The organism is Geodermatophilus amargosae (assembly GCF_900116515.1).
Lineage (GTDB): Bacteria > Actinomycetota > Actinomycetes > Mycobacteriales > Geodermatophilaceae > Geodermatophilus > Geodermatophilus amargosae.
In genome coordinates, this window is sequence record NZ_FPBA01000002.1 from 163,712 (window position 1) to 188,747 (window position 25,036).

General features: G+C 74.6%; 17 protein-coding genes. 5 read left to right on the top strand and 12 right to left on the bottom strand.

Annotated features, from left to right (window positions below; genetic code table 11):
• Positions 1–29: 29 nt before the first annotated feature.
• The 5 genes from BM414_RS03415 to BM414_RS03435 all read right to left on the bottom strand — a co-directional run bounded on the left by BM414_RS03415 (position 30) and on the right by BM414_RS03435 (position 5,707).
• Positions 30–536: a DUF2304 domain-containing protein gene (locus BM414_RS03415; protein WP_093578040.1), complete on the bottom strand. Its 507-nt coding sequence runs from the start codon at positions 534–536 to the stop codon at positions 30–32.
• Positions 533–1,423, bottom strand: a complete 891-nt coding sequence (locus tag BM414_RS03420) for a glycosyltransferase family 2 protein (protein WP_217644530.1) — start codon at positions 1,421–1,423, stop codon at positions 533–535. Before BM414_RS03420 ends, BM414_RS03415 begins: the two co-directional genes overlap by 4 nt.
• Positions 1,420–3,507, bottom strand: a complete 2,088-nt coding sequence (locus BM414_RS03425) for an acyltransferase family protein (RefSeq protein ID WP_175551405.1) — start codon at positions 3,505–3,507, stop codon at positions 1,420–1,422. Before BM414_RS03425 ends, BM414_RS03420 begins: the two co-directional genes overlap by 4 nt.
• Positions 3,508–3,674: 167 nt before the next feature.
• Entirely contained in the window at positions 3,675–4,781 is a 1,107-nt protein-coding gene (locus BM414_RS03430) for a mannose-1-phosphate guanylyltransferase (RefSeq protein ID WP_093578042.1), read from the bottom strand.
• A complete protein-coding gene (locus BM414_RS03435) occupies positions 4,778–5,707 on the bottom strand; it encodes a glycosyltransferase family 2 protein (protein WP_093578043.1) in 930 nt (309 codons plus the stop codon). The genes BM414_RS03430 and BM414_RS03435 overlap by 4 nt, the downstream gene beginning before the upstream one ends.
• Positions 5,708–5,870: 163 nt before the next feature.
• Between BM414_RS03435 and glf the strand changes: the two genes are divergently transcribed.
• Both glf and BM414_RS03445 read left to right on the top strand, forming a co-directional pair.
• Entirely contained in the window at positions 5,871–7,058 is a 1,188-nt protein-coding gene (gene glf, locus BM414_RS03440; RefSeq protein WP_093578044.1) for a UDP-galactopyranose mutase, read from the top strand.
• Between the two features lie 30 nt (positions 7,059–7,088).
• On the top strand, positions 7,089–9,020 hold the full coding sequence (locus BM414_RS03445) for a glycosyltransferase (RefSeq protein WP_245784456.1): 1,932 nt from the start codon (positions 7,089–7,091) through the stop codon (positions 9,018–9,020).
• Positions 9,021–9,167: 147 nt separating this feature from the next.
• On the opposite strand, the gene glfT1 is transcribed toward BM414_RS03445, so the two are convergent.
• Genes glfT1 through wzm form a run of 3 tightly spaced genes read right to left on the bottom strand, consistent with a single transcriptional unit; the run spans position 9,168 to position 11,709 of the window.
• Positions 9,168–10,100, bottom strand: coding sequence for a galactofuranosyltransferase GlfT1 (gene glfT1 / locus BM414_RS03450; protein WP_093578045.1), 933 nt, complete (start codon positions 10,098–10,100; stop codon positions 9,168–9,170).
• Positions 10,097–10,879: a galactan export ABC transporter ATP-binding subunit Wzt/RfbE gene (gene wzt / locus BM414_RS03455; protein WP_245784457.1), complete on the bottom strand. Its 783-nt coding sequence runs from the start codon at positions 10,877–10,879 to the stop codon at positions 10,097–10,099. The genes glfT1 and wzt overlap by 4 nt, the downstream gene beginning before the upstream one ends.
• Entirely contained in the window at positions 10,876–11,709 is an 834-nt protein-coding gene (wzm, locus tag BM414_RS03460; protein ID WP_093578046.1) for a galactan export ABC transporter permease subunit Wzm/RfbD, read from the bottom strand. Before wzm ends, wzt begins: the two co-directional genes overlap by 4 nt.
• Positions 11,710–11,900: 191 nt before the next feature.
• Between wzm and BM414_RS03465 the strand changes: the two genes are divergently transcribed.
• Positions 11,901–13,907: a DUF6541 family protein gene (locus tag BM414_RS03465; RefSeq protein WP_093578047.1), complete on the top strand. Its 2,007-nt coding sequence runs from the start codon at positions 11,901–11,903 to the stop codon at positions 13,905–13,907.
• 45 nt (positions 13,908–13,952) lie between these two features.
• Here BM414_RS03465 and BM414_RS03470 read toward each other — a convergent pair whose 3' ends face one another.
• The 4 genes from BM414_RS03470 to BM414_RS31270 form a co-directional block, all read right to left on the bottom strand.
• Complete coding sequence (locus BM414_RS03470) at positions 13,953–15,278, bottom strand: lipopolysaccharide biosynthesis protein (protein WP_093578048.1); 1,326 nt, start codon at positions 15,276–15,278, stop codon at positions 13,953–13,955.
• A gap of 178 nt (positions 15,279–15,456) precedes the next feature.
• Entirely contained in the window at positions 15,457–18,654 is a 3,198-nt protein-coding gene (locus BM414_RS03475) for an LGFP repeat-containing protein (protein ID WP_093578049.1), read from the bottom strand.
• The gene (locus BM414_RS03480) at positions 18,651–19,220 is read right to left on the bottom strand and encodes a hypothetical protein (protein ID WP_093578050.1); all 570 of its coding nucleotides are present in this window, start codon (positions 19,218–19,220) and stop codon (positions 18,651–18,653) included. Before BM414_RS03480 ends, BM414_RS03475 begins: the two co-directional genes overlap by 4 nt.
• Positions 19,217–22,189 carry an N-acetylmuramoyl-L-alanine amidase gene (locus BM414_RS31270; protein ID WP_093578051.1) on the bottom strand — a complete coding sequence of 991 codons (2,973 nt, stop codon included), beginning with the start codon at positions 22,187–22,189 and terminating at the stop codon, positions 19,217–19,219. Before BM414_RS31270 ends, BM414_RS03480 begins: the two co-directional genes overlap by 4 nt.
• Before the next feature lie 373 nt (positions 22,190–22,562).
• Between BM414_RS31270 and BM414_RS03490 the strand changes: the two genes are divergently transcribed.
• Entirely contained in the window at positions 22,563–24,161 is a 1,599-nt protein-coding gene (locus BM414_RS03490; protein ID WP_093578052.1) for an LCP family protein, read from the top strand.
• 63 nt (positions 24,162–24,224) lie between these two features.
• Entirely contained in the window at positions 24,225–25,025 is an 801-nt protein-coding gene (locus BM414_RS03495; RefSeq protein ID WP_093578053.1) for a TIGR03089 family protein, read from the top strand.
• Positions 25,026–25,036: the final 11 nt, after the last annotated feature.

Genomic DNA, 25,036 nt, shown 5'->3' on the forward strand with positions numbered 1-25,036 from the left:
CGTCGCGCTCGGCAGACGCCTCCGGGCGCTCAGCCCTGGGAGACCTGCCGCTGGTCGGGCGGGGTCGCCACGGTCGCGCCGGCCGGTGGCAGCAGGACGGCCTCGCGCTGGAGGGCCTCACGCTGGAGGGCCTCACGCTGGTCGGTGCCCCGCTGGTCGGCCCCCCGGTGCCGCGGACCCCGGAAGTCCGGGGTCACCCCGAGCCCGATGCGGGCCTCGGCCTCGGCGAGCGCCACCTGCCGGGACAGTCGCACCAGGCGGGACTCCTGCTCGCGGAACCGGACACTGGTGCTGCCGACCAGGTAGATGAGGACCAGCGCCAGCCCGTAGAGCAGCAGGTCGGTGCCGCGGGTGACGCCGACGGCGTCAGCGGCGTACTGGGTGTAGTCCGGGAAGATCACCGCCAGCACGCCGGCGACGACGGTCAGCCCGGCGAGCAGCTTGCGGCGGGCCTGGCCGCGCAGCGAGGCGCGCGAGCGCAGCGAGGCCCAGACGGCGATGATCAGGGCCGGGACGAGCAGGAACTTGATGATCACGACCGACCTCCGTGGCTGATCCGGTGGGCGATCGTGTCGGCCAGGATGTTGACGCTGTTGAGCAGCGGCTGGCCCTTCGCCCGTGAGTAGTCGGTGTAGAGGATGTGCACCGGGTGCTCGACGACCCGCAGGTCGGGGCTGGTCAGCTGCTCCTCGAGCTCCGAGGCGTAGGCCATGCCGGTGTGCGAGAGGCGGATCCTCGCGGCGACGTCGCGGGTGATCAGCCGCAGGCCGTTGTGCGCGTCGGTGAGCCGGTGGCCGGACCTGCGGTTCATCACCCGGGTCGCCACCCGCAGGATGAACCGGCGCAGCGGGCTCATGTGCGTCCGCGAGTCGAGGAACCGCGAGCCCATGACGACGTCGTAGCCCTCGCGGATGCGCTCGATCATCGACAGCAGGTCCGACAGCTGGTGCTGGCCGTCGGCGTCGAAGCAGCCGATGTAGCGCGCGTCGGTGAAGCGCAGCGCGGCCTCGTAGCCGGTCTGCAGCGCACCGCCGGCGCCCAGGTTGACCGGGTGGCTGACCCGCAGCGCGCCGGCGGCGTCGATCTCGCGCGCCGAGGCGTCGGTGCTGGCGTCGTCGACGGCGATGACCGACAGGCCCGCCTGCACGAGCTCCTCGATGACGCTGCGGACGACGGTGGCCTCGTTGTAGACGCGCACCACCACGACCGTGTCGTCCCACGGCCCGGGTGCGCGCCCGTCGCGCTGGTCGGAGGTCGCCAGGTGCAGCTGCGGCTGGAGCCCCAGCTGTCCACGGTCGCCGTGCGCTGCAGCCATCGCCCGGGATGCTAGCCCGGTACGGGCGGCCGGCCGGACCACGGTCGCGGCGGCCTCCCCCGTCGACGGCGTCGCGGTCGGCGACTCCTCGGTGCTGATGGCGGTCACACGAGCTCCTCGAGCAGGAAGGGCGCCAGGCTGCGGCTGTACTGGGCGGTCAGGTGGTTGGCGTCCCAGTACACGACCGCCCCGCCGATCGCCGTGTAACAGGTCGTCTCGTCGCAGAACAGGTCGGTCAGGTCGACCAGGTGCAGCCCCGGTGCAGGGGTCCGCTCCACCGCGAGCGTGGCCGCGTCGGGGACCACGGCGTCGGCGCGTGGCCGCGAGCAGGCCAGCGGGTCGCCGGGGTGGGCCTGCAGGCACTCGGGCACGTGCGGGAGCCCGGTCGTCGGCACGTCGCGGAGCACGTCGACCTCCAGGCCGGCCTCGAGCCAGGTCGACCAGGTGGCCTGGAAGCCCTGCACACCCGCCTCGAGCGAGTCGGCGCCGTCGAAGGTGAACGCGGTGGTGAAGGAGGACGTGACGACGGCGTCCACGTCGTGCGAGGTGAGCCAGTCGGTGACCTCGCCACCCCAGCGGGCGCAGCCGTCGGTGTCGGTGTCCGCGCCCTGGAAGGCGAGCACGCGGGCCTCGGTGACCGGGCAGGCGCCGCGCAGGATCTCGACGAGCTCCCAGTTCTGCCGGCGGGCGACCTCGTGCACCGCGCCGCGCCAGTGCTCCGCGTGCGAGTCGCCGACCAGCGCGACCCGCCGGGTCGGCGGCTCGCTGCCGAAGCGGCAGGTGGTCACGTCGAGGTCGGTGTCGCTCCGCCCGCCCTCGGTCAGGCGGCAGGCCGGGTCGATGAACCACGGCTGGTCGTCGTCGGTGAGCGTGAGCGACGCGGGCGGCCCGTAGACGTCGCCGCAGCCGGTCGCCCCGGGCGCCAGGGAGCCGGCGCCGAAGCACGGGTCGTCCTGCGCGGCGGCCAGGGCGTCGCGCGCGTCCGCCTCCGCCATCGCGACCCGGTGGTACTGCCAGCCGGCGACACCGGCGACCAGCGCCATCGCCGCGACGGTCGACACGCCGACGACCAGCGGCCGGCGCAGGCGGCGCCACTGCAGGGCCGGCTGCTCGACGAGCCGGCGGGTGAGCCAGGCGAGCACCAGGGAGGCGGCGAGAACGGCGATCTTGTCGACGGTGGTCAGCGGCCGGGCGAGGGCGAACGGCGCGAGCACGATGAGCGGCCAGTGCCAGAGGTAGACGGCGTAGGAGACGTCGCCGACGAACTGCGTGGGGGCGAAGGAGACCAGCCGCGACGAGGGGTCGCGCGGGCCGGTGTCGCCGGCGGCGATGACGGCCGCGGTGCCCAGCACGGGCAGCAGCGCCAGGTAGCCCGGGAAGGGGGAGCTGCTGGAGAGGGTCACGGCCGCCACGGTGATCGCGGCGAACCCGGCCCAGCGCAGCACCAGCGGCGCGGCCGTGCCGGCGCGCAGCCAGGTGGCCAGGCGCCTGCCGGTCAGCGCCAGGGCCAGGACCGCACCGACCCCGAGCTCCCAGACGCGGGTCGGTGTCTGGAAGTAGGCGGCCGCGGGCTCGGTGGCCGTCCAGTACACCGACCAGGCCAGGGATGCGACCGTGACGACCGCGATGCCGGGCAGCAGCAGGGAGCGGCCCGGCCGGGTGCGCCCGGCGAGCCAGACCAGGAACAGCACGAGGAGCGGCCAGACGGCGTAGAACTGCTCCTCCACCGACAGCGACCAGTAGTGCTGGACGACCGAGGCCGCGTCCTGGGAGGCGGAGTAGTCGACCGCGCGCCCGGCCAGCGCCCAGTTCTGGGCATAGAAGGTGCTGGCCAGGACGTCGCCGGCGGTGGCGGCCCAGCGGCTGACCGGCAGCAGCAGGCCGGAGGCCAGGGCGGTGACCAGCAGCACCAGCAGGGCCGCGGGCAGCAGCCGCCGCGCGCGCCGGGCGTAGAAGGCCCGCAGCGACAGCGTCCCGGTCCGCTCCACCTCGCGCCGCAGGTGCGAGGTGATGAGGAAGCCGGAGATGACGAAGAAGACGTCGACCCCGACGTAGCCGCCGGTCAGCCGGTTCGGCCACAGGTGGTAGACGACCACCAGCAGGACGGCGAGGGCACGCAGCGCCTGGACCTCGGGCAGGAAGGTCCGCTCCCGGGGGAGGGCGGGCGCTTCGGGCGCGCGGAGCGAGAGCACTGGCGATCTCCGTGGAGGGTGCGTCCGCCGTCGGCGGTCGGGGGCCACCGGAACAGGCGGCCCCGGCCACGGTAACGGCCCTCGGCCGTCCGGCGGGGACGCGGCGGGTCGGGTGTGACGGAAGGGTCACACGCGCCGGGAGCGCGCTCGGGCGACCCCGGCGACGGTCAGCTGAACCGCGCGCCGTGCCGTTCCTCGACGGCGGCCAGCAGCTGCTTGACCCGCTCGGCGTCGGACACCGGGCAGACCATCGTCACGTCGGCGGTGGCCACCACGACGCTGTCCCGGACGCCGACCAGGGCCACCAGGTGCTCCGGGTCGTCGCTGAAGACGATGTTGCCCGCACTGTCGAGGGTCACCGCCAGCCCGCCGACCGCGTTGCCGTCGGCGGTGGCCAGCGTCTGCGCCAGCGCCGGCCACGAGCCGACGTCGAGCCAGTCGACGTCGAGGTCGGCCACCAGCACCCGGCCCGGTTCGGTGGCCGCGGGCTCCAGGACGGCGTAGTCGACGCTGGTCTTCGGCAGCGTGGGGAACACCTCGACGAGGACGGCGTCGCGCTCCGGCCCGGCGGGAGCGGCCACGACGCGGTCGAGGCCCTGGGCCGTCGCGGGCAGGTGGTCGGCGAGCGCGTCGAGCACGGTGCGGGCCCGCCACACGAACATCCCCGAGTTCCACAGGTACTCACCCGAGGCCAGGTAGGACTCGGCGGTGGCGCTGTCGGGCTTCTCCTTGAACGCGGCGGCCTCGGCCACGCCGGGCACCTCGGTCGGCGCGCCGCGGCGCACGTAGCCGAAGCCGGTGGCCGGGGCGGTGGGCCGGATGCCCAGGGTGACCAGCGCCCGCGGCCGCGCGGCCAGGGCGTCGAAGGCCGTGGTCAGCGCGGCGGCGAACCGCTCGACCGGCCGGATGACGTGGTCGGCGCTGACGACGGCGAGCTCGGCCTCGGGGTCGGCCTCGGCCACGAGGGCGGCGGCCAGCCCGACGGCGTTGGCGGTGTCGCGGGCGACCGGCTCGAGCACCAGCCGGTCGGGGCGCAGCCGCGGCAGGGCGGCCTGCACCTGGGCGCCGTAGCGCGCGGCGGTGCACACCCAGATCCGCTCGGCGGGGAGCACCGCCTCCAGCCGGGTGAACGCCTCGGCCAGCAGGCTGTGCGCGCCGCCCGTCCCGTCGGAGGGGTCCTGGATGACGTCGAGCAGCTGCTTGGGCCGGGCGGCGCGCGACAGCGGCCACAGCCGCGTGCCCGACCCGCCGGCCATCACCACCGCGTGCCTCATGCCCGCACCCCCCGGCCGGCGCGCCCGACGCCCTCGGCGCGGCGCTGGAAGCGGGCCCCGGCGGCCACCCGCCCGCTGACGTAGGAGACGAGCATCCGGGCGCCGAGTCCGGCGCGCAGCGCCGTCCGCAGCGGGACTTGCCGCCGGCCGGGGTACTGGCCGGAGAGGTAGCGCAGTGCGCTGGTGTGGTGCACCCGTTGCATCCGGTGCGGCTCCCGTCGGGTGGCGTGCCCGCCCTCGTGCACGACGACCGCGGTCGGCGCGTACACGTGCAGGTAGCCGGCGCGGCCCAGCCGCTCGGCGAGGTCGACGTCCTCGAAGTACATGAAGTAGCCCGGGTCGAAGCCGCCGACGGCGGAGAACGCCTCGAGGTCGACCAGGAAGCAGGAACCCGACAGCCAGCCGGCGGTGCGCTCCCGCGGCGCCTCGCGCTCCCGGCGGTAGCGCGCCGTCCACGGGTTGCCCGGCCAGGCCCAGCCCAGCAGCGCGTGCCCGGCGCCGGTGGACAGCCGCGGCAGGTCGCGCGCCGAGGGGTAGAGCTCGCCCTCGGGGGTCCGGATGGCCGGGCCGACGGTGGCGGCGCGCGGCCACCGGGCGGCGACGGCGAGCAGCTCGTCGACCGCGCCGGGCTCGAAGCGGACGTCGGGGTTGGCCACGAGGGCGTACCGGCCCGGGGCCCCGGCGAGGCCGGCGTTGACGGCGGCGCCGTAGCCGACGTTGCCCCCGGTGCGCAGCAGCCGCACCTGCGGGTGGCGCGCGGTGACCTGCTCGGGGACGCCGTCGGTGGAGCCGTTGTCGGCGAGCACGACGTCGACCGGCCGGGTCGTCGCCTCGGCCAGCGAGGTGACGAAGCCCTCGAGCGCCTCCCCGGGCGAGTACGTCACCGCCACGACGCGCAGCGGGAGGACGTCAGGGGAGCCGGGCACGGGGCGACTGTAGAAGGCCTGCCGGAGACCGGCGCGCGGCGCCGGGGGTCTGACGGGCCGGGTGTGACCGGTGGGACGTGGGGGACGGTCCCGTCACGAAAAGCCGTGGCGCACCCCGCCGGCGGCCTGAGCGACGGGGCCCCCGCCGGTACAGTCGCCAGGCGTGACCTCAGCGAGACCTGACCTCGTCGTCGTCGGCTCCGGCTTCTTCGGACTGACCGTGGCCGAGCGGGTGGCCGGCCAGCTGGACAAGCGCGTGCTCGTCCTCGACCGACGCGACCACATCGGTGGCAACGCCTACTCCGAGCCCGAGCCCGAGACCGGCATCGAGATCCACCGGTACGGCGCCCACCTGTTCCACACGTCCAACGAGCGGGTGTGGCAGTACGTCAACCAGTTCACCGAGTTCACCAAGTACCAGCACAAGGTGTACTCGATCTACCGGGACAAGACGTACTCCCTGCCGATCAACCTGGCCACGATCTGCCAGTACTTCGACAAGAGCTTCTCCCCCTCCGAGGCCCGGGCCCTGGTCGCCGAGCAGGCGGGCGAGATCGACACCGCCGAGGCGGCGAACCTCGAGGAGAAGGCGATCTCGCTGATCGGCCGGCCCCTCTACGAGGCCTTCATCCGCGGATACACCAAGAAGCAGTGGCAGACCGACCCCACGGAGCTGCCCGCCGCGGTCATCGCCCGGCTCCCCGTGCGCTACACGTTCGACAACCGGTACTTCAACGACACGTACGAGGGCCTGCCGGTCGGCGGCTACACCGCGTGGCTGCAGAAGATGGCCGACCACCCGAACATCGAGGTGCGTCTGTCGACGGACTGGTTCGACGTCCGCGACGAGCTGCCCGCCGACGTGCCGACCGTCTTCACCGGCCCGATCGACAAGTACTTCGACTACGAGGCCGGCGAGCTCGGCTGGCGCACGCTGGACTTCGAGACCGAGGTCCTGCCGATCGGCGACTTCCAGGGCACCTCGGTCATGAACTACGCCGACGAGGACGTCCCCTTCACGCGGATCCACGAGTTCCGGCACTTCCACCCCGAGCGGGAGTACCCGGCCGACAAGACCGTCGTGGTGCGGGAGTACTCGCGCTTCGCCGAGACCGGCGACGAGCCGTACTACCCGATCAACACCCCCGAGGACCGCGCGAAGCTCGAGCGCTACCGCGAGCTCGCCAAGCAGGAGGCCGCCGAGAAGCGTGTGCTCTTCGGCGGCCGGCTGGGCACCTACAAGTACCTGGACATGCACATGGCCATCGGTTCGGCCCTGAGCATGTACGACAACCGCATCCGACCGTTCTTCGACGAGGGCGGCTCTCTCGACGGCCGCCTCGACGACTGACCCGCGGCCCCGACCCCTGAGGACTCCCCGGTGACCACCACCCCGATCGAGAACACCCCGAGCTCCCCGGAGCGGGTCAGCGAGCCCGTCTCCAGCGAGCTGGCCGCCGGCCGGGCGACGACGCTGCTGCAGCGCTGCCTGATGCCCCGCCAGGGCGACCCGCTCAAGGTGCGCAGCCTCTACCTCGACGAGACTTCGGGGCGCGCCACCTGCCCGGACCGTGGCACGGCCACCGTGCAGGCCGGCCGCGAGCTGTCCTTCGCCACCTACTTCAACGCCTTCCCGGCCAGCTACTGGCGGCGCTGGACGGCGCTGGAGAACGTGATCCTGCGGGTCGAGGTCGACGGCCGCTGCCGCATCGACGTCTACCGCTCGAAGGCCAACGGCGACGTCATGCACGTCACCGGCGCCGCCACCGACGGCACCACCGGCCCGCTGGAGTTCGAGCTCGAGCTCGCGCCCTTCAGCGACGGCGGCTGGTACTGGTTCGACGTCACCGCCGACGACTCGGTGTCGCTGAGCAACGCCGGCTGGTACGCCGCCACCGCGCCGCTGCGCGAGGCCCGGCTGTCGGTCGGCATCTGCACCTTCAACCGGCCGGTCGACTGCGTGGCCGCGCTCGAGGCGCTGTCCTCCGACCCCGTCGTCATGGAGAAGGTCAGCCACGTGATCGTGGCCGACCAGGGCAACAAGAAGGTCGTCGACGCCCCCCGCTTCCCGGGCGTGGCGGAGGCCCTCGGCGACCGGCTGCGGGTGCTCGAGCAGGGCAACCTCGGCGGCAGCGGCGGCTTCGCCCGCACGATGCACGAGATGCTGACGGCGACCGACGCCACCCACCACGTCTTCCTCGACGACGACATCCTCATCGAGCCCGACAGCGTGGCGCGCGCGGTCACCTTCGCCCAGTACACGACCCACCCGACCCTGGTCGGCGGGCAGATGCTGGCCCTGCAGGACCGCTCGGTGCTGCACAGCATGGGCGAGGTCGTCGAGCGCGAGAAGTTCTTCTGGCGCAACGCCCCGAACACCAGCTACGGGCACGACTTCAGCAGGACCACGCTGCGCGAGGCGACGGCCCTGCACCGGCGGATCGACGTCGACTACAACGGCTGGTGGATGTGCCTCATCCCGCGTCAGGTGGCCGAGGAGATCGGCCTGCCGCTGCCGGTCTTCATCAAGTGGGACGACGCCGAGTACGGCCTGCGCGCCGCCTCGGCCGGCTACCCGACGGTGACGCTGCCCGGCGTCGCGATCTGGCACCTGTCCTGGAGCGACAAGGACGACACCGCCGACTGGCAGGCCTACTTCCACTGGCGCAACCGGCTCATCGTGGCCGCGCTGCAGAGCCCCTACCGGCACGGCGGCTCGCTGCTGCGTGACCTGTTCAAGTGGGACCTGAAGTACCTGATCATGCTGCAGTACTCAGCGACCGCGCTGCACCAGCGGGCCTACGAGGACTTCCTCGCCGGCCCCGAGCGGCTCTACGAGCTCCTGCCCACGGCCCTGCCGGAGGTCCGCAAGCAGCAGAGCGGCTTCGACGACGGGCGCGTGCTCAAGAGCACCAGTGACCTGCCGCTGCCCACGATGAGCCCGGTCAAGGCCGAGAAGATGCTCAAGCCGCCGACGAACCCGATGACCATCAGCCGGACCCTCGCCGGCGCCCTGGCGCACAACCTGTTCCCCGCCAAGGGGCACGAGGAGAAGCCGCAGCTCAACGTGGCCGCCCAGGACGCCCGCTGGTTCCTGCTGGCCCGGCTGGACTCGGCCACGGTCGGCACCGCCGACGGCCGCGGCGTCACCTACCGCCGGCGCGACCCCAAGGTCTTCTGGGGCCTGCTCAAGCGTTCGCTGGCCCTGGAGTGGCAGATCTACCGCCGCTTCCCGGCTCTGCGCCGCGCCTACCGCGACGCGCTGCCGGAGCTGACCAGCCCGCAGGCGTGGGAGAAGGTCTTCAGCGCCTGACCCCAGGTCGCACGACGACGGCCCGCCGTCCCCGAGGAGGGGGCGGCGGGCCGTTCGGCGTGAGGGCCGGCAGGCGCCGGTTCAGGGCCGGGTCATGGCCGGTTCAGGGCCGGGTCATTGCCGGGTCATGGCCGGTTCAGGGCCGGGTCAGGGCCGGGTGAGGCGCTCGCGCCGGCCGGCGCGGGTCAGCCGCAGCCACTCCCGCCAGCCGGCGCGGTCGCGGCGGGAGACCAGGAAGAACCAGCCGAAGCGGACGGTCTCCAGCGGCCGCAGCCAGCGCATGCCCGGCTGGGCCATCAGGTAGCCGCGGTTGCGGTAGGTGAAGTACCGCTTGACCTCGTCGGCCGGGTACTGCGCCGACAGCCGCCCGCCGAGGATGGGCGCGAACTCCGTCGTCCCCTCGGGGTGCAGGTAGGCCGCCTGCGGGCAGGTGCCGAACCGCAGGCCCGCGCGCAGCATCCGGCGGTGGATCTCGGTCTCGTCGCCGCGGAAGAACAGCCGGTAGTCCGGGACCCCGACGACGTCGAGCGCCTCGGCGCGGAACAGCGCCCCGTTGAACAGCGCGGCGTAGTCGGGCAGCAGGTCCAGGCCGTCGAAGTCGCTGCGCCGGCGCCGCCAGGCCAGGCCGCGGCGCAGGGGGAAGGCCAGCCGGTCGGGGTCGGCGAGGTCGGTGACCAGCGGGCTCACCTCGGCCAGCCCGTGCCGCTCCGCGGCGGCCAGCAGCGTGGCCAGCACCGTCTCGTCGGCGGGCCGGCCGTCGTCGTCGGCGCACCAGACCCAGTCCGCGCCCATCGCGAGGGCGTGCAGCATGCCGTAGGCGAAGCCGCCGGCCCCGCCGAGGTTGCGCCGGCTGGGCAGGTGGGTGGCCGGCAGCCCGCTCGCCGCGACGACGTCGGCGGCCGAGCGGTCCGGCCCGTTGTCCACGACGACGACGTGGTCGACGCGGCGGTCCTGCGTGGCGATCGCGGCCAGGCTCTGCGCGAGCAGCTCCCGGCGGTGCCGGGTCACGACGACGGCGACGACGCACTCCCCCGCCCCGGCGCCCGGCGCCGCGGCCGGCTGTGCGGCCGGCGCGGTCACGCCGGCAGGCCCTTGTAGGCGCGCAGCACCTCGTTGAGCTCGCCCTGCATCTTGATCTGCCCGTGTTCCATCCAGATCGCGGTGTCGCACAGCTCGCGCAGGAACTCGTCGGAGTGCGAGGCGAACACCAGCAGGCCGGAGCGCTCGACGAGCTGGACCAACCGCTGCTTGGACTTCTCGAGGAACGCGGCGTCGACCGCCCCGATCCCCTCGTCGAGCAGCAGGATCTCCGGGTCGATGCTGGTGACCACGCCGAGGGCCAGGCGCACCCGCATGCCGGTGGAGTAGGTGCGCAGCGGCATGCGGAGGAAGTCGCCGAGCTCGGTGAAGTCGGCGATGTCGTCGACCCGCTGGTCCATCTGCTTGCGGCTCATCCCGAGGAACAGGCCGCGGATCATGATGTTCTCGAGACCGGAGATCTCCGGGTCCATGCCCACGCCGAGGTCGAACACCGGGGCGACGCGGCCGCGGACCTCGGCGATGCCGCGGGTCGGCTCGTAGATGCCCGACAGCAGCCGCAGGAGCGTGGACTTGCCGGCCCCGTTGTGGCCGACCAGGCCGACGCGCGCCCCGTGCTCGAGGCTGACGGTGATGTCCCGCAGCGCCTCGATGACCGGCACCTTGGCGGCGCTGTCGATGTTGCCGCCGACCAGACCCATGACGGTCTTCTTCAACGAGCGGCTCTTGGCGTCGAAGATCGGGAAGTCGACGCAGGCGTCCTTGGTCGTGATGCTGACCGGGGCGCTCGTGGTCACCGTGTTGTCGTCGTTCACGCTCACACCCAGTAGGAGACGCGGGACCGGTAGCGGCGCATCACGAGCATCGTGAACAGCCAGCCGACCACCGTGATGGCGAGGACGACCACCCAGTACCGCAGCTGCTGGTCCTGACCCAGCAGCGGGCGGCGGATGATCTCCAGGAAGTGCAGGAAGGGGTTGAACTCGGCCAGCCGGGCCCGCTCGGCGATCGCGGGGTTCGGGCTGTTGATCAGCTCGTCGTAGATCCAGACGATCGGCGTGAGGAAGAACGCCAGCTGCACCACGCTCTGCGTGATCGGCAGGATGTCGCGGAACCGTGCGGTGATGATGCCGACGGCGAGAGCCACCCAGGCGCCGTTGAGGGCCAGCAGGAAGAAGGCCGGGACCGCGTAGACCACGGTCCACTTCAGCGGCTGCGGGAAGACCAGCAGCATCACCAGGTAGACGATCAGGTTGTGGGCGAAGAACAGCGTCTGCCGCCACACCAGGCGGTAGACGTGCACCGACAGCGGCGCGGGCAGGTGCTTGATCAGCCCCTCGTTGGCGATGAACACCTCGGAGCCCTCGGTGATGCAGCCGCTGATGAAGGCCCAGACGATGAAGCCGACGAGGACGTGCGGCAGCAGCCGCTCCAGCGGGACGTCGAAGAGCCCCGAGTAGAGGATGCCGAGCGCGACGGCGGTGACCGCCATGCTGATCGTGATCCAGACCGGGCCGAGGACCGAGCGCCGGTAGCGCTGGCGGATGTCCTGCCAGCCCAGGTGCCCCCAGAGGGTCCGCTGCTCCCAGCCGCGCCGGAGGTCGGCGACTGCCGCGGCGTATGTCCGGCCGGCCGGTTGTGCGAGTGCCACGCCGACCCACGCTACCTGCGCGGCCAGGGCCGGGCTGGCGGCGCTGGGGAGGCCGGGACCGGTGGGACACCCGTTCCAGGAGCACCGGATGAGGTGGCGGACCGCCCCGTCACGACGCCGCGCTGTCGTACGGTGACGCTCGACCGCTTCCCGGCCCGAGCGGGCCGACCGCACAGTCTGGACCCCCTTCCTTGACCCTGCACGACGTCCTCGTCCCGGTGGTCAGCGCCCTCGTCCTCGTCGTCCCGGGGCTCGTCCTCGCGCTGCTGGCCGGCCTGCGCCCCGGGACCTCCGTCGCCGTGGCCCCGCTGTTGACCTACGGCGTGGTGACCCTGTCGGCGACCGCCGCCACCTACGTGTCCTTCCCGTGGGAGCCGTGGACGCTCGCCGTCGCCACCCTGCTGGTCGCCGCCGTCGTCGTCGGGCTGCGGCTGCTGACCGGGCGGGGGCTGCCCTGGCAGCGGCGGCTCGCGGTCGAGCGGCCCGCGCGCCCGGGCCTGCGGGACCTCACCGTCGCCGGCGGCGTGCTCGCCGGCGGCCTCCTGGCCGCGGTGGTGCTGCGCGACGGCTTCGGCCGGCTGGACACGCCCAACCAGGACTGGGACTACGTCTTCCACGCCAGCGCCACGCGGCTGATCGCCGACTCCGGCGACCTCGCCCCCTCGGCGCTGGGCCGGGTCAACGACTGGGAGACGGCGAACTACTACTACCCGAACACCTTCCACGGGATGGCCGCCGTCGTGCGCGACCTGACCGGCGGCACGGTGTTCGAGGTGCTCAACAGCCAGGCCATGATCATGTGCCTGGTCGCGGGCCTGGGGCTGGCCGGCCTGCTGCACCGGCTGCGCGCGCCGCTGGCGGTCACCGCCGGGACGCCGGTGCTGCTCGCCGGCTTCGCCTCCTTCCCCTACGACGTGCTGTGGCGCGGCCCGCTGCTGCCCTTCGCCGCCGGCGTCGCCGTCGTCCCGGCGTTCGTCCTGCTGCTCGACGTCGTCCTGGACCTGCGCCGCCCCGCGCCGACCCTGCTGTTCACCCTCGGCGCCGCGGGTCTGCTGGGGCTGCACCCGAGCACCGCGCTGTCGGCGGCACTGTTCGCGCTGGTGTGGCTGACCGTCCGCTGGTGGCGCGCGCCGTCGACGGTGCCGCGCGACCTCGTCGTCCTGGTGGTCGGCGGCATGGCCGCCCTGCTGTGCGCCGCCCCGGCGGTCCTGGGCGCGATCAGCACCAGCTCGGAGGGCGCCGACGTCGACTGGCCGGCCATCGAGTCCCCCGGGCAGGCCGTCGGCGACATGCTGTTCCTCAACCACGAGCTGCCCGCGCCGCAGTACTGGCTCTCCGCACTCGTCGTCGCCGGGCTGCTCACCGTGCACCGCGCGCGCTACATGTGGGCCTGGCTGGCCGCCGCGGCCACCGCGTTCGTGCTGTTCGTGATGGCGGCCTCGTCGGACTCGCAGCTGGTCGCCGACCTGACCCGTCCCTGGTGGAACGACCGCTGGCGCTTCGCCGCCGTCGTCGCCCTCGGGCTGGCGCCGCTGGCGATGCACGGGCTGTGGACGACCGCCCGCACGCTGGCGCTGGCGGTGCGCCGCCGGCTGGGCGGGCGCGTGGCGCGCCTGCGCGGGCCGGCCCTCGCCCGCGGGCTGGTGGTCACGGGCCTGCTCGCGCTCCTGGTGCTGTCGGACGTGCTCTACGCGCCGCTCAACAGCTCGCGGGTGGCCCTCAACTACCAGCGCGACGACATGCTCGACGGCAACGAGATCGACGCCATGGAGTGGCTGGCCGAGAACTCGACCGGCGGCACCGTGATGAACGACTCCAACGACGGCTCGGCCTACCTGTCGGCGGTGACCGGCCTGCGCCCGCTGTTCGGGCACATCGTCGAGCCCCGGCTGGTGTCGAAGATGGGCCCGACGCAGCAGCTGCTCATCGAGCACTTCAACTGCCTGGACTCCGACCCGGAGGTCCGCGAGGCGATCGAGGACCTCGACATCCGCTACGTCTTCCTCGGCAACGGCTTCATCCGGGAGTGGTTCACCCGGCTGCCGGGGCTGCGCGGCATCGACGCCTCGCCGTCGCTGCGGCTGGTCCACCGGGAGCCCGGCGTCCGGGTGTTCGAGGTCGACCTGACCGACACGCCGACCCAGCCGGTGGCCGCCTGCGTGCCGCCGTCCGCGGACACCGACGGCCAGACCGGCTGACGGCCGGACCGACGACGGCCGGCCCACTGTCGTCGTGGGCCGGGCTCAGGAGGCGGGGGGGCGGGCTGCCGGTCCGGGCTCGCCGAGGCAGAGGCGGACAAGGCCGTAGCGCGAGCTCGCCTCGTGCGCGACCAGCACGCCGACGGCGACGACGGCGCTGACCACGACCATCCGGACCGGGGTGTCGCCGAACACCAGCAGCCCGACCGCCTGCACCACCGCGGCGACGGCGACGATGCCGATGAGCCGCCGGTCGCCGCGCGCCAGGGTGACCATGATGTGCACGTAGACCAGCGCGAGCAGGGTCATGACGCCGGCCAGCGGGCCGGCCAGCGCGTAGGCGTCGGCGTACGCCTCGCCGAAGACGCCGACCACCAGGGACGCCGGCGCGAGCACGATGGCCAGCACGACGGCGCCACCGGTGGCCAGGGTGGCCGCCATGGTGAGCAGCGCGGGGCTGCGCACGCTCAGGCCGGCCTCGAGCCGGGCCGCGACCTTGGGCAGCAGCATGAGCGCCAGCGCCGACGGCCCGTAGAGCGCGATCTTGCCCAGCAGCGCCGCCGAGGCGTACAGGCCGGCCTCCGTCGGCTCGAGCGTCACCTTGGCGACGAGCAGGTCCAGGTTGGTCAGCGAGGCGAACGCCGCGAGCGCCACGAGCGCGGGCCGGACGTTCAGCGCGACCCGCTGCGTCCGCGCCACGGACCGGCCGCCGGTGCGCCCGAGCGCCATGACCAGGCCGACCACCGTGGCCAGCACGAGCGCGCCGAGCGCGCCGACGACGCCGGCGACGGCGGCCAGCGGGACGAGCAGGACGGCGCGCAGGATGCCGAGGGGGCCGGCCAGGATGGCGCCGACCCGGCCGAAGTGCTCGCGGCCCTGGTGGATGCCCTGGCTCACCTGCAGGCCGAGGCCGAGCACGATCCACAGCGCGCCGGTCAGCCAGACGCCGACGGAGCCCAGGTCGAGGATCGCGACCGCCGCCGGCGCCGCGGCCAGCAGGACGACGAACAGGCCCGCCTGCACGAGGGCCATGCGGCGGGTGACGAACCGGATGAGGCCCTGCGCCTCGTCGGGCAGGCCGCGGGCGGTGAGCGCGGCGATCTCGCGGGCCATCGCCGCCTGCACGCCGGTGGCCGGCATGAGCGCGATCGTCGCCAGGCCGGTCATGGCACTGACCTCGGCGAACTCCGCGGGTGTGAGCGCCCGGGCGGCGAGGACGTAGTACATGTAGTTGCCGAGGTGCCCGGCCACCGAGCAGACCAGGAGCAGCAGACCGGAGCGGGCAGCCGGGGAGGCCAGCAGGCTCCCGAGCAGGCCGCGCCGGCCGGGGGTGGTGTCCGGGGTCCCGGTGTCGACGGGGGAGCCGCTCACGACTGACGGCACGGCATGTCGCGCCCTTCCTCTCCGGGGGCTTCGTCGTCCCGCGGGACGACCGGTTCGGGCCGGGGACACGACCGCCCGCGCCACGCCCTCCCGGACGGGTCACGACGCGCGTCGGAGAGCCCTCGCACTGTAACCCCGGCGCGAGGGCCCCCGCCGTGCTGCGCGGTCAGCCGACGGTCACCTCGGCGACGCCGTTGCGTTCGACGATCCAGCCGCGGGCGAAGTCGACGCGCTTGCCGCCGCCCCAGCCGTAGACGTCGCCCAGCGGGTCGCCGAGCTCACCGGCCGCGCCGCCGCGCTGGACGTGGGCGGCCAGGATGGCGTCGGTGGTGCGCAGCGATCCCGTGGCCGCCGACCAGTAGACGGTGCCGTCGGCGAAGCGCTGCGCGGCCCCGGTCGCGGCCGGGACCTCGGTGCCCAGCGGCGCGCCGAGCGGGCCGGTGAGCCCACCGCCGGCCTCCCAGGCCGCGCCGATCGCGCCGCGCACCGGGTGCGCGCCACCGGCGGAGGTCCACCAGATGCCGCCGGACTGGAACCGCTGCACCCTGCCCGGTCCCGACGCCGACTCCGCACCCACGGGGAAGCCCAGCGGACCGCCGGGACCACCGGCCTCGACGTAGGCCCGGCCGACGTCCCCGCGCACCGACTGGGGGCCGGTCGCGGCCGACCAGTAGACGGTGCCGCCCGTGAACCGCTGGGACGCACCGGCGCCGGTCGCGGTCTCGTCGCCCAGCGGCGCACCGAGCGGGCCGGTGAGCCCGCCGCCGGCCTCCCAGGCCGCGCCGATCGCGCCGCGCACCGGGTGCGCGCCACCGGCGGAGGTCCACCAGATCCCGCCGATCTGGAACCGCTGCACCCTCGCCGACCCCGACGTCGTCTCCGCCGCCGCCGGGAACCCGAGCGGACCGCCGGGCCCGCCGGTGGCCTCGTAGGCCTGCAGCAGTTCCCCGCGGACCGACTGCGGGCCCGTGGCCGCCGACCAGTAGACCGTGCCGCCCGTGAACCGCTGCACCGCGCCGCGACCGGCCGCGGTCTCGTCACCGACCGGGGCGCCCAGCGGACCGGTCAGCCCACCCGCCGCGTCCCAGCCCGTGGCGATGCCGCCGCGCACCGCGTGCGCGCCGCCCGCGGAGGTCCACCAGATGCCGCCGGACTGGAAGCGCTGCACCCTCGCCGACCCCGACGTCGTCTCGGCCGCCGCCGGGAACCCGAGCGGACCGGCCGGACCACCGGAGGTCTCGTAGGCCCGGGCGAGGTCGCCGAGCACCGCCTGCGGGCCCGTGGCCGCCGACCAGTGGACGCTGCCGCCGGTGAACCGCTGCGACGCGCCGGCACCGGCGGCGGCCTCGTCCGCGACGGGTGCACCCAGCGGACCGGTCAGCCCGCCGTCGGCCAGCCACCCCGTGTACAGGCCGCCCCGCACGACGCGGGAACCACCGTCCGCGGTCCAGAACACGAGACCGCGCTGGAACCTCTGGACCTGCGCGGCGCCCTCGGTGGTCTCCTCCCCGACGGGGAGTCCGAGCGCGCCGGCCTCGGCGCCGAGGGCCTGGTACCGGGCGAGCACCGGGCCGTCGACCTGCACGGTGCCGGAGGTCAGCGCGTACAGCGAGCCGTTCTGGAAGTCCTGTGCGGTGCCGGCGCCGCCTGCGAGGGTGCGGGCGTCGGAGACGGGGAGGCCCAGCGGGCCCGCCGCTCCCCCGCGCTCGCCCCAGACCGTCGCGAGCCGGCCGGTCACCGGGTGCCCGCCCGTCGTCCCGCTCCAGTGGACGGTGCCGCGCTGGAAGGCCTGCACCACGCCGCCGGCGACCGGACCGGCCGCCTCGGCGCCGGCCGGGTAGCCGAGGACGCCGGTGGCCCCGCCGACGCGCTCCCACGTCGCCAGCACGGCGCCCCGGACCGGCTGCGCGCCGGTGCCGTCCGAGTAGGCCATCACGCCGCCCTGGAACCGCTGCACGACCCCCGACCGGTCCGAGGCCACGACCTCGGGGGTCGTCGGGTAGCGCAGCGGCCCCGTCACGCCGCCACCGGAGCCCCAGACGGCCCTGATCGCCCCGCGGACGGGCGCGGCGCCCGTCGCGTCGGTGTAGTAGACGGTCCCGCCCTGGAACTCCTGGAGGGTCCCGACGCCGTCGCCGACCGGCTTCTCGTCGCTGGTCGGGAACCCGAGGGCGCCGTTGTCGCGGCCCTCGCGGTCCCACGCCGCCCGGATCCCGCCGCGCACCGGCAGGGCACCGGTGCCGGCGGTCCAGTAGACCCCGCCGCCCTGGAACAGCTGGTACGCCCCGGCGCCGTCGCCCGTGGCCGCCTCGGCGCTGATCGGGTAGCCGAGCGGTCCGTTCTCGCGGCCCCGCGCGGCCCACGAGTCGTAGATCGCGCCCCGGAGCGGGTGCGCGCCGGTGGCCGGCGTCCAGTAGATCGCCCCGCGGGCGAAGATCTGGTAGCAACCCCCGCCGGCCAGGCCGCACTGCACCGGGATGCTGGGCGCGCCCAGGACGTCGGGCCCGGTGCGGTAGTAGGAGTCGGAGATCGCCGCGGCGCCCGGCTCGTGCGTCGAGCCGAACCAGTCGGTGTAGTAGCTGAAGAAGTTGCGGTTGCCGTAGGCCGAGCAGCCGTCGCCGGTGCCGTAGCCGGCCCGCAGCGCCGCCGCGTTCGGCTGGTAGGGCGTGTACGTGTACAGACCGGCCGTAGCCTGGTTGTAGATGAACACCGACGAGCTGCCGCAGGCCCTGTTCGGGTTGTAGAGGATCGTGTTCCAGCGGCCCGGGAAGTAGTTGATCGGCTTGGCCGCGTACTCCTTGAACCGGTGGGCGGCGCTGTAGACCTGGTTGAAGAAGCCGTTGTAGGCGGGGTTGCAGGGCGCGGTGTCGGGACAGGCGAAGCCCATCGCCTCGCGGTAGCGGCGGGCGTACAGGTTGTCGCCGCCGGAGGTGGTGACGAGCGACTGCTCCTTCTGCAGCGTCACCAGCAGCACGCGCGGGTTGATGCCACAGGCCTGGCCGACCTTGGAGATGATCGCCGCCGCCGTCTCCTGCGGCTGGCCGTCGTAGAAGGCGCAGTGCGCGTCAGCGGCCCTGTCAGGCGTGTCCTGGCGGTAGACCCGGAGGCACGGGCTGCCGTCGGAGCCCGTCCGGCAGGAAGCGCCCTTCAGGTCGAGGAAGCGCTGCACGTCCCAGGTCGGCATCGACCAGCCGTCGAAGAAGATCGCGTCGCTGATGATGTCGCCGGCGCGGAACTGCGACAGGTCGGCCGCCTCGTCGAGGCGGTCGTCGTCACCGGGCAGCGACCCGGCGAGCAGGAGGGCCACCAGCGCGAGCAGGCCCGCCAGGGTGACCAGGCGGACACGAGTACGCGGCTGCCTCACGGGACCACGACCTCCACGTCGTCACTGGACGCGGACGAGTCGTCGGACCGGTAGTCCAGCCGGGCGGTCCGCGTGCCCGGGCTCAGCTGCCCGACCGGCACGGAGAGCAGGCCGCAGGACGTCGTCTGCACGTCCGCAACGGCGTCGCCCTCGACGCTGACGTCGTCCTGCCCGGCGCGGCCGAGCACCAGCACGCACCGCCCCCCGTCCTCGACGAGGCCCGGGACGAACCCGGCCACCTCGACGGCGCTGCCGGCCGGCTCGAGTCCGGCGTAGGACACCACGACGTAGAGGTCGGACGAGCCCGGGTCCGAGCCGCCGCGGGGCGGGTCGGTGGCGACGTCGGTCGGCTCCGGCCGGTCGGTCGAGGACGGACTCGGCGACGACGCCGTCTCCGTCGCCCCCGTCGCCGAGGCCGAGGTCGAGGTGGCGCTCGACGACGCCGCGGTCGTGCCGGCGCCCGCCTCCGTGCCGAGGAAGCCCGAGCAGGACGCCAGCGGGCCGACGAGCAGGGCGGCGGAGACGGCCCACGCCGTCCGGCGCGCGAGGGGGCGCGGAGCGCTCATCGGTAGGTGACCGCCGTCCGGCCGGTGCCCGCCGTCCAGGTGATCGTGCCGCCCTGGAACCGCTGCTCCGCCCCGCCGGAGGTCGCCGTCTCGGCGCCGGTCGGGAAGCCGAGCCGGCCTCCGGCCCCACCCGCGGCCAGGTACGCCGCGCCGATGCCACCCCGGACGACGTGGGCCCCGTCGGTGGCGGTCCAGTGGATCGAGCCGCCCTGGAAGGTCTGCACCCGCCCGGTGCCGCCGGCGCCGGTGGCGGTCGCCTCCGACGTGGGCAGGCCCAGGACGCCGGTCACGCCGCCGGCCGCCCGGTGGGCGGCGGCGATGTCGCCGCGCAGGACGTGCGCGCCGGTCGCGGCCGACCAGTAGATCTCGCCGTTCTCGAAGCTCTGCACCGCACCGCTGCCGTCGGCGGTGCTCCGCTCGCCCGAGGTCGGGAAACCCAGCGGGCCGCCGGCAGCGCCCGAGGCCGTGTAGACGGTCCCGATCGCGCCGCGGACGACCTCGGCGCCGTCGGTGGCGGTCCAGTAGATCGAGCCGCCCTGGAAGGTCTGCACCCGCCCGGTGCCGCCGGGCCCGGTGGCGGTCGCCTCGGCGGTGGGCAGGCCCAGGACGCCGGTCACGCCACCGGCCGCGTCGAACGCGGTGCCGATGTCGCCCCGCACGATGCGGGCGCCCGTGGCGGCCGACCAGTAGATGGCGCCCTTCTCGAACTGCTGGACCCGCCCGCCGCGCACGGCCGTGTCGGTCTCCCCCCGCGTCGGGTAGCCGAGCGGCCCGGTCGGTCCGCCCGAGGCCAGGTAGAGGGTGCGCACGGCGCCGCGCACCAGCCGCGCGCCGGTCGTCGCCGACCAGTGGATCGAGCCGCGCTCGAACTGCTGCACCGCACCCCGGCCGTCACCGGCGGGCTGCTCCGCGGTGGTGGGGTAGCCGGCCGGTCCGGCCTCGGCACCCTCGGCCGCCCAGGCCGCCCGCACGCCGCCCCGGACGGGGAACGCGCCGGTCCACGGTGACCAGTAGACGGCGCCGGACGCGAACTCCTGCACCCGGCCCACGCCGTCGGCGGTGCCGGTCTCGTTGCCGGCCGGGTAGCCGAGCGGGCCGGTGCCGCCACCCAGGGCGGTCCAGGTCGTGCGGATCCCGCCGTAGAGCAGCGCGCCGTACCTGGCCGCCGTCCAGTAGAGGTCGCCCCGCTGGAAGTGCTGGACGACGCCCGCGCCGCCGGGGAGGGCCTCCTCCCCCGTCGTCGGGTAGCCGAGCGGCCCGGTCTCCCGACCGGACGCCTCGTAGCTGCCGCGGATGCCGCCCCGGACGACGACGGGGCCGGTGGCCGGCGACCACATCACGGTGCCGCCCTCGAACGCCGTGAGCGCACCGACGCCGTCGCGGGCCAGGGCCTCGGAGGCGACCGGGTAGCCGAGCGAGCCGGTCGGGCCGCCGAGGGAGTTCCAGTAGGTGCGGATGGCGCCCTTGACGACCTGGCCGTCGGTGGTCGGCGTCCAGTAGACGGCCCCGTACTGGAACTCCGCCACGACACCGCGGCCGTCGGGCAGCGCCCGCTCCTCCGCCGTCGGGGCGCCGAGCACGGCCGGACCGCCGGCGCGCTGGTACGCCGCGAGCACGCCGCCGCGCACCAGCTTCACGCCGGTGGCCGGCGAGAAGAACAGCGCCCCGCCCTGGTACGGCTGCCAGGTGACGCCGGCGGCCTCCTGCTCGTAGGCGGTCTTGGCGCCGAGCAGGGCGCGCAGCCCGGCGTCGGAGTCGTAGCGCTGGGTGATCTGCGGGGTGAGGGAGTTGGCCAGCACCCAGGCGACCCGGTCGCGGATCTCCGGCAGCCGGGCGTAGCCGTACCGGCCCGGGCAGGCGGTCAGGCCACTGTCCCGGTGCCCGAAGACCGTCGGCAGGGTGACCCGCGTGCCGGCGGCGTAGCGCGCCGTGCTGCCACCGCCCGAGGTCATCACCGTGGTGCCGTAGGGGTTGACGTTGTAGAGCGAGAACTTCCACGCGATGACCTGGACGACCGCCTCGATGGCTGCCTGCGGGACGCCGGTGGTGTCGTAGTTGCCCATGATCGAGACGCCGAAGGTGCCGGTGTTGAAGCCCCCGGCGTGCGCACCGACGACCGTGCTCGCCAGGCCGCCCGAGCGGCCCTCCCAGAGCCGGCCGAACTTGTCGACGATGACGTTGTAGCCGATGTCGCCCCAGCCGCGGGTCACCGCGTGGTAGCGGTACATGCCCCGCAGGTACTCCGGCACGACGGCGGCCGTGTAGTCGTTCGTCTCGGCCGTGTGGTGCAGCGTCGCCGCCCGGATCGTCGGCGCGTACTCGGGGTCCCAGGTGCGCAGGCGCTCGTCGGCGCCCCACTGCGCGCGGGAGTAGATGGCCGGCATCGCCAGGGCGGCGTCCGCGGTGTCCTGGATCTCGGGGTCGCCGAGGTTCGTGTCGGCGTCGCTCGTGCCCGGGTCGATCAGGGTGAGCTGGACGTCGGTGGGCGCGGCGCCCGAGCGGGTGACCAGCTCGGCCTCCACGCCCGTGCTCGGCCCGGTCCACAGCGGCGCCGTGCCGCCCCGGACCTCGGTGTCGACGTCGGCGCCGGACTCCTGCTCCGCGTCCTCGATGGCGACCTCGGTCCAGCCGCCCCAGGCGCCGTCGCCGTCCTGGACGCGCACCTGCACCAGCACGTCGGTGACCGCGGGGTCGAAGGCCCAGGTGACACCGACCAGGGAGAAGGAGGTGACGTCGGTCTCCGTCACGGTGAGGACCGGAGCGGTGTCCGGGACGCCGGCGACCGGGTCGGTGGTGCCCTCCTGGACGTCGGCGGCGGGCGCCGGGTCCTCGACCGAGCCCAGGTCCACCTCCACCGAGTCGGTCTCGACCGGCACGGCCTCGGGCGAGGGTGAGGCGTAGACGGGCAGCACGGTGATGGTCGCGAGGGACGCGACGAACGCGAGCGAGCCCACGGCGAGACGGCGCAAGGGACTGGTCCTCCGGGTTACCGGGACGCGGACACCCCTCAGGCGTCCGGCTCTCCCCCGAGAGGATCGGCCGCGGGGCCCCGTCCCTTGAGGCTCCGACACGGGATCGTCCCTGCGGATCCGTCACACCAGTCCCACCGGACGCACCAGCCGCGGGCGTGGCGGACCGGTCGGTCACAGGGCCTGTCCACGGGTCCGGCGCCGCTCCTGCCGCACCCTCCCCCGCCGCGACCGGAGTGACCGGTGTGGCGGGTGCGGTCGTGCGCGACCAGACGGGCGGCCGGTGCCAGACGGACACCCGCGACGGCGGGACGGAGCGTTCCCCCGTGTCGCGGGCCCCTCGGCCGCACCGCTCGCCCCTAACCTCGGTCCCGTGAGCCGAGACCGCAACGAGCACGGTGGAGCCCCGGGGCGTCCGATCCCGGCGCGGCTCGACCCGCGCGCCGGCCGTCCCTCCCGTGGCCGCGCCCCGGGCTCCGCCGGCGACGACGCCGCGCCCCGGGCCGACCGCGCGACCGCCGGGCCGCGCCGCCGCACCGGCCGCGCCGCCGTCGTCGCCCGCGGCATCGCCGCCGTCCTGTCGGTGGTCCTGCTGGGCGCCAGCGGCTGGGGCTGGTACCTCGGGCGGGTCGCGGAGGCGACGGTCAACCGCACCGACGCCATCCCGACCGCCGGCAACTCCGACGCCGGGGACGCCCCCGAGGCGATGAACCTGCTGCTGGTCGGCAACGACAGCCGCGCCGACCTCACCCCCGAGCAGCTCGCCGAGCTCAACGCCGGCACCGACTCCGGGATCAACACCGACACGATGATCCTGGTGCACGTCCCCGCCGACGGGTCGCGCGCCTCGTTCGTCTCGTTCCCGCGCGACTCCTACGTGGAGATCCCCGGCCACGGCATGGACAAGCTCAACGCCGCCTACGCCTACGGCTACGGCGCGGTCGACGACGCCGCGTCCGAGGCCGCCAAGCAGGCCGGCGGCGCGCAGCTGCTGATCCAGACGCTCAGCCAGCTCACCGGCCTGCGGATCGACCACTACGCCGAGGTCGACCTGCTCGGGTTCTTCAACCTGACCAGCGTCGTCGGCGGTGTCGACGTCAACCTCTGCTACGCGGTCGACGACTCCGAGTACTCCGGCGCGGTGTTCCCCGCCGGGCAGCAGACCATCGCCGGCGCCGACGCGCTGAAGTTCGTCCGCCAGCGCCACGGCGTCCGCCCCGACGGCAGCGCCGCCCTCCCCCGCGGCGACCTGGACCGCATCGTGCGCCAGCAGGTCTTCATCGGCGGCGTGCTGCGCAAGATGCTGTCGGAGGACGTGCTGCTCGACCTCGGCAAGCAGCGGCAGCTGATCCAGGCGGCCTCGGAGTCGCTCACCATCGACCAGGACCTCGACCTGCTCGACCTGGCCCAGCAGATGCAGTCGGTGACCGCCGGCAACATCGAGTTCCAGACCATCCCCATCGTCGGCGACGACCGCGACGAGGAGGGCCGCTCGATCCTGCGGCTGGCCGACGAGGACACGCTGCGAGACTTCTTCGCCGAGCTGTCCGCCGAGCCCGAGGCGCCCGCCTCGGAGGCCCCGGCTCCGCCGGCGACGGTGGCACCGTCGGAGGTGTCGGTCGCGGTCTACAACGGCTCGGGCATCTCCGGCCTGGCCGCCGAGGCCGCCGACGAGCTGGAGGCCGCGGGCTTCACCGTGACCAGCACCGGCAACGCCGACAGCAACGACTACTCGCAGACGACGATCCGGTACGCCGCGGGCGACGAGGCGCCGGCCGCCACCCTGGCCGCGCAGATCCCCGGCGCCGTCTCCGAGGAGGCCGACGACGCCACCGCGGGGACCGTCCAGCTGGTCCTGGGTGAGGACTTCAACGGCATCGGGCAGCCCACCTCGGCGCCCGTCGACACCGGTGAGAGCGCCGCTCCCGTCGAGGAGCCCCGGACCGCAGCCGACACCAGCTGCATCAACTGAGCGAGGACCCCGCCCTCCCAGGCCTCCCCCGGCACACGCCGGGAGGCCTGGGAGGGTGAGGGCATGAGCCCCGCGCCGAGGACCCCGCCGGACCTGCTCGCGGCCGCCTTGCGGCGCGACGCCGCCACGCCGCTGGTCACCGCCTACGACGACGCGACCGGCGAGCGGGTGGAGCTCTCGGGCACCACCCTGGCCAACTGGGTGGCCAAGACGGCGAACCTGCTGCAGGACGAGTTCGACGTCGGCCCGGGCAGCACCGTGGCGCTCGCGCTGCCGGTGCACTGGCAGACGGCCGCGGTCCTGCTCGGCGTGTGGAGCTGCGGCGCGACCGTCCTCGACACCGCCGCCGAGGACGACGGCCGCCTCGACGCCGCCGACGTCGTCCTGGCCGCCCAGGACCGGCTCGCGCCGCTGGAGGAGCAGGACCTGCCCGACCTGCTGGGCCTCTCGCTGCACCCGCTGGGCCTGGGCATGACCGGGTACGCGGGCCCGGCCCGCGACTTCGCCCTCGAGGTGCGCGCGCACGGCGACGTCTTCTCCCCCTACGTGCCGCCGGACCCGGCCGCGCCCGGCCTTCTCGCCGGCGGCGTCGAGCTCACCCTCGGCGGGCTGGTCGCCGCGGCCACCGAGCTGGCCGGGCGGCTGGGCGTCACCGACGGCGACCGGCTGCTCGTCGACGACACGACCGCCGTCGAGGCCGGGCCGGTCGCCTGGCTGCTCGCGCCGCTGGCCGCCGGCGCCTCGATCGTGCTGTGCCGCAACGCCGACCCCGCCGCCCTGGGCGGCCGGGCGGCGGCCGAACGGGTCACCGCTACGCTCGGCGTCCGGATCGAGGGCTTCCGCGAGCTGGGCCGTCCTGCCTGAGGACGTGCGCC

Coding starts and splice junctions, on each gene's coding strand:
- BM414_RS03430 (WP_093578042.1), bottom strand. CDS start 4,781: ATGAGGCACGCGGTGGTGATGGCCGGCGGGTCGGGCACGCGGCTGTGG.
- BM414_RS03480 (WP_093578050.1), bottom strand. CDS start 19,220: ATGAGCGCTCCGCGCCCCCTCGCGCGCCGGACGGCGTGGGCCGTCTCC.
- BM414_RS03495 (WP_093578053.1), top strand. CDS start 24,225: ATGAGCCCCGCGCCGAGGACCCCGCCGGACCTGCTCGCGGCCGCCTTG.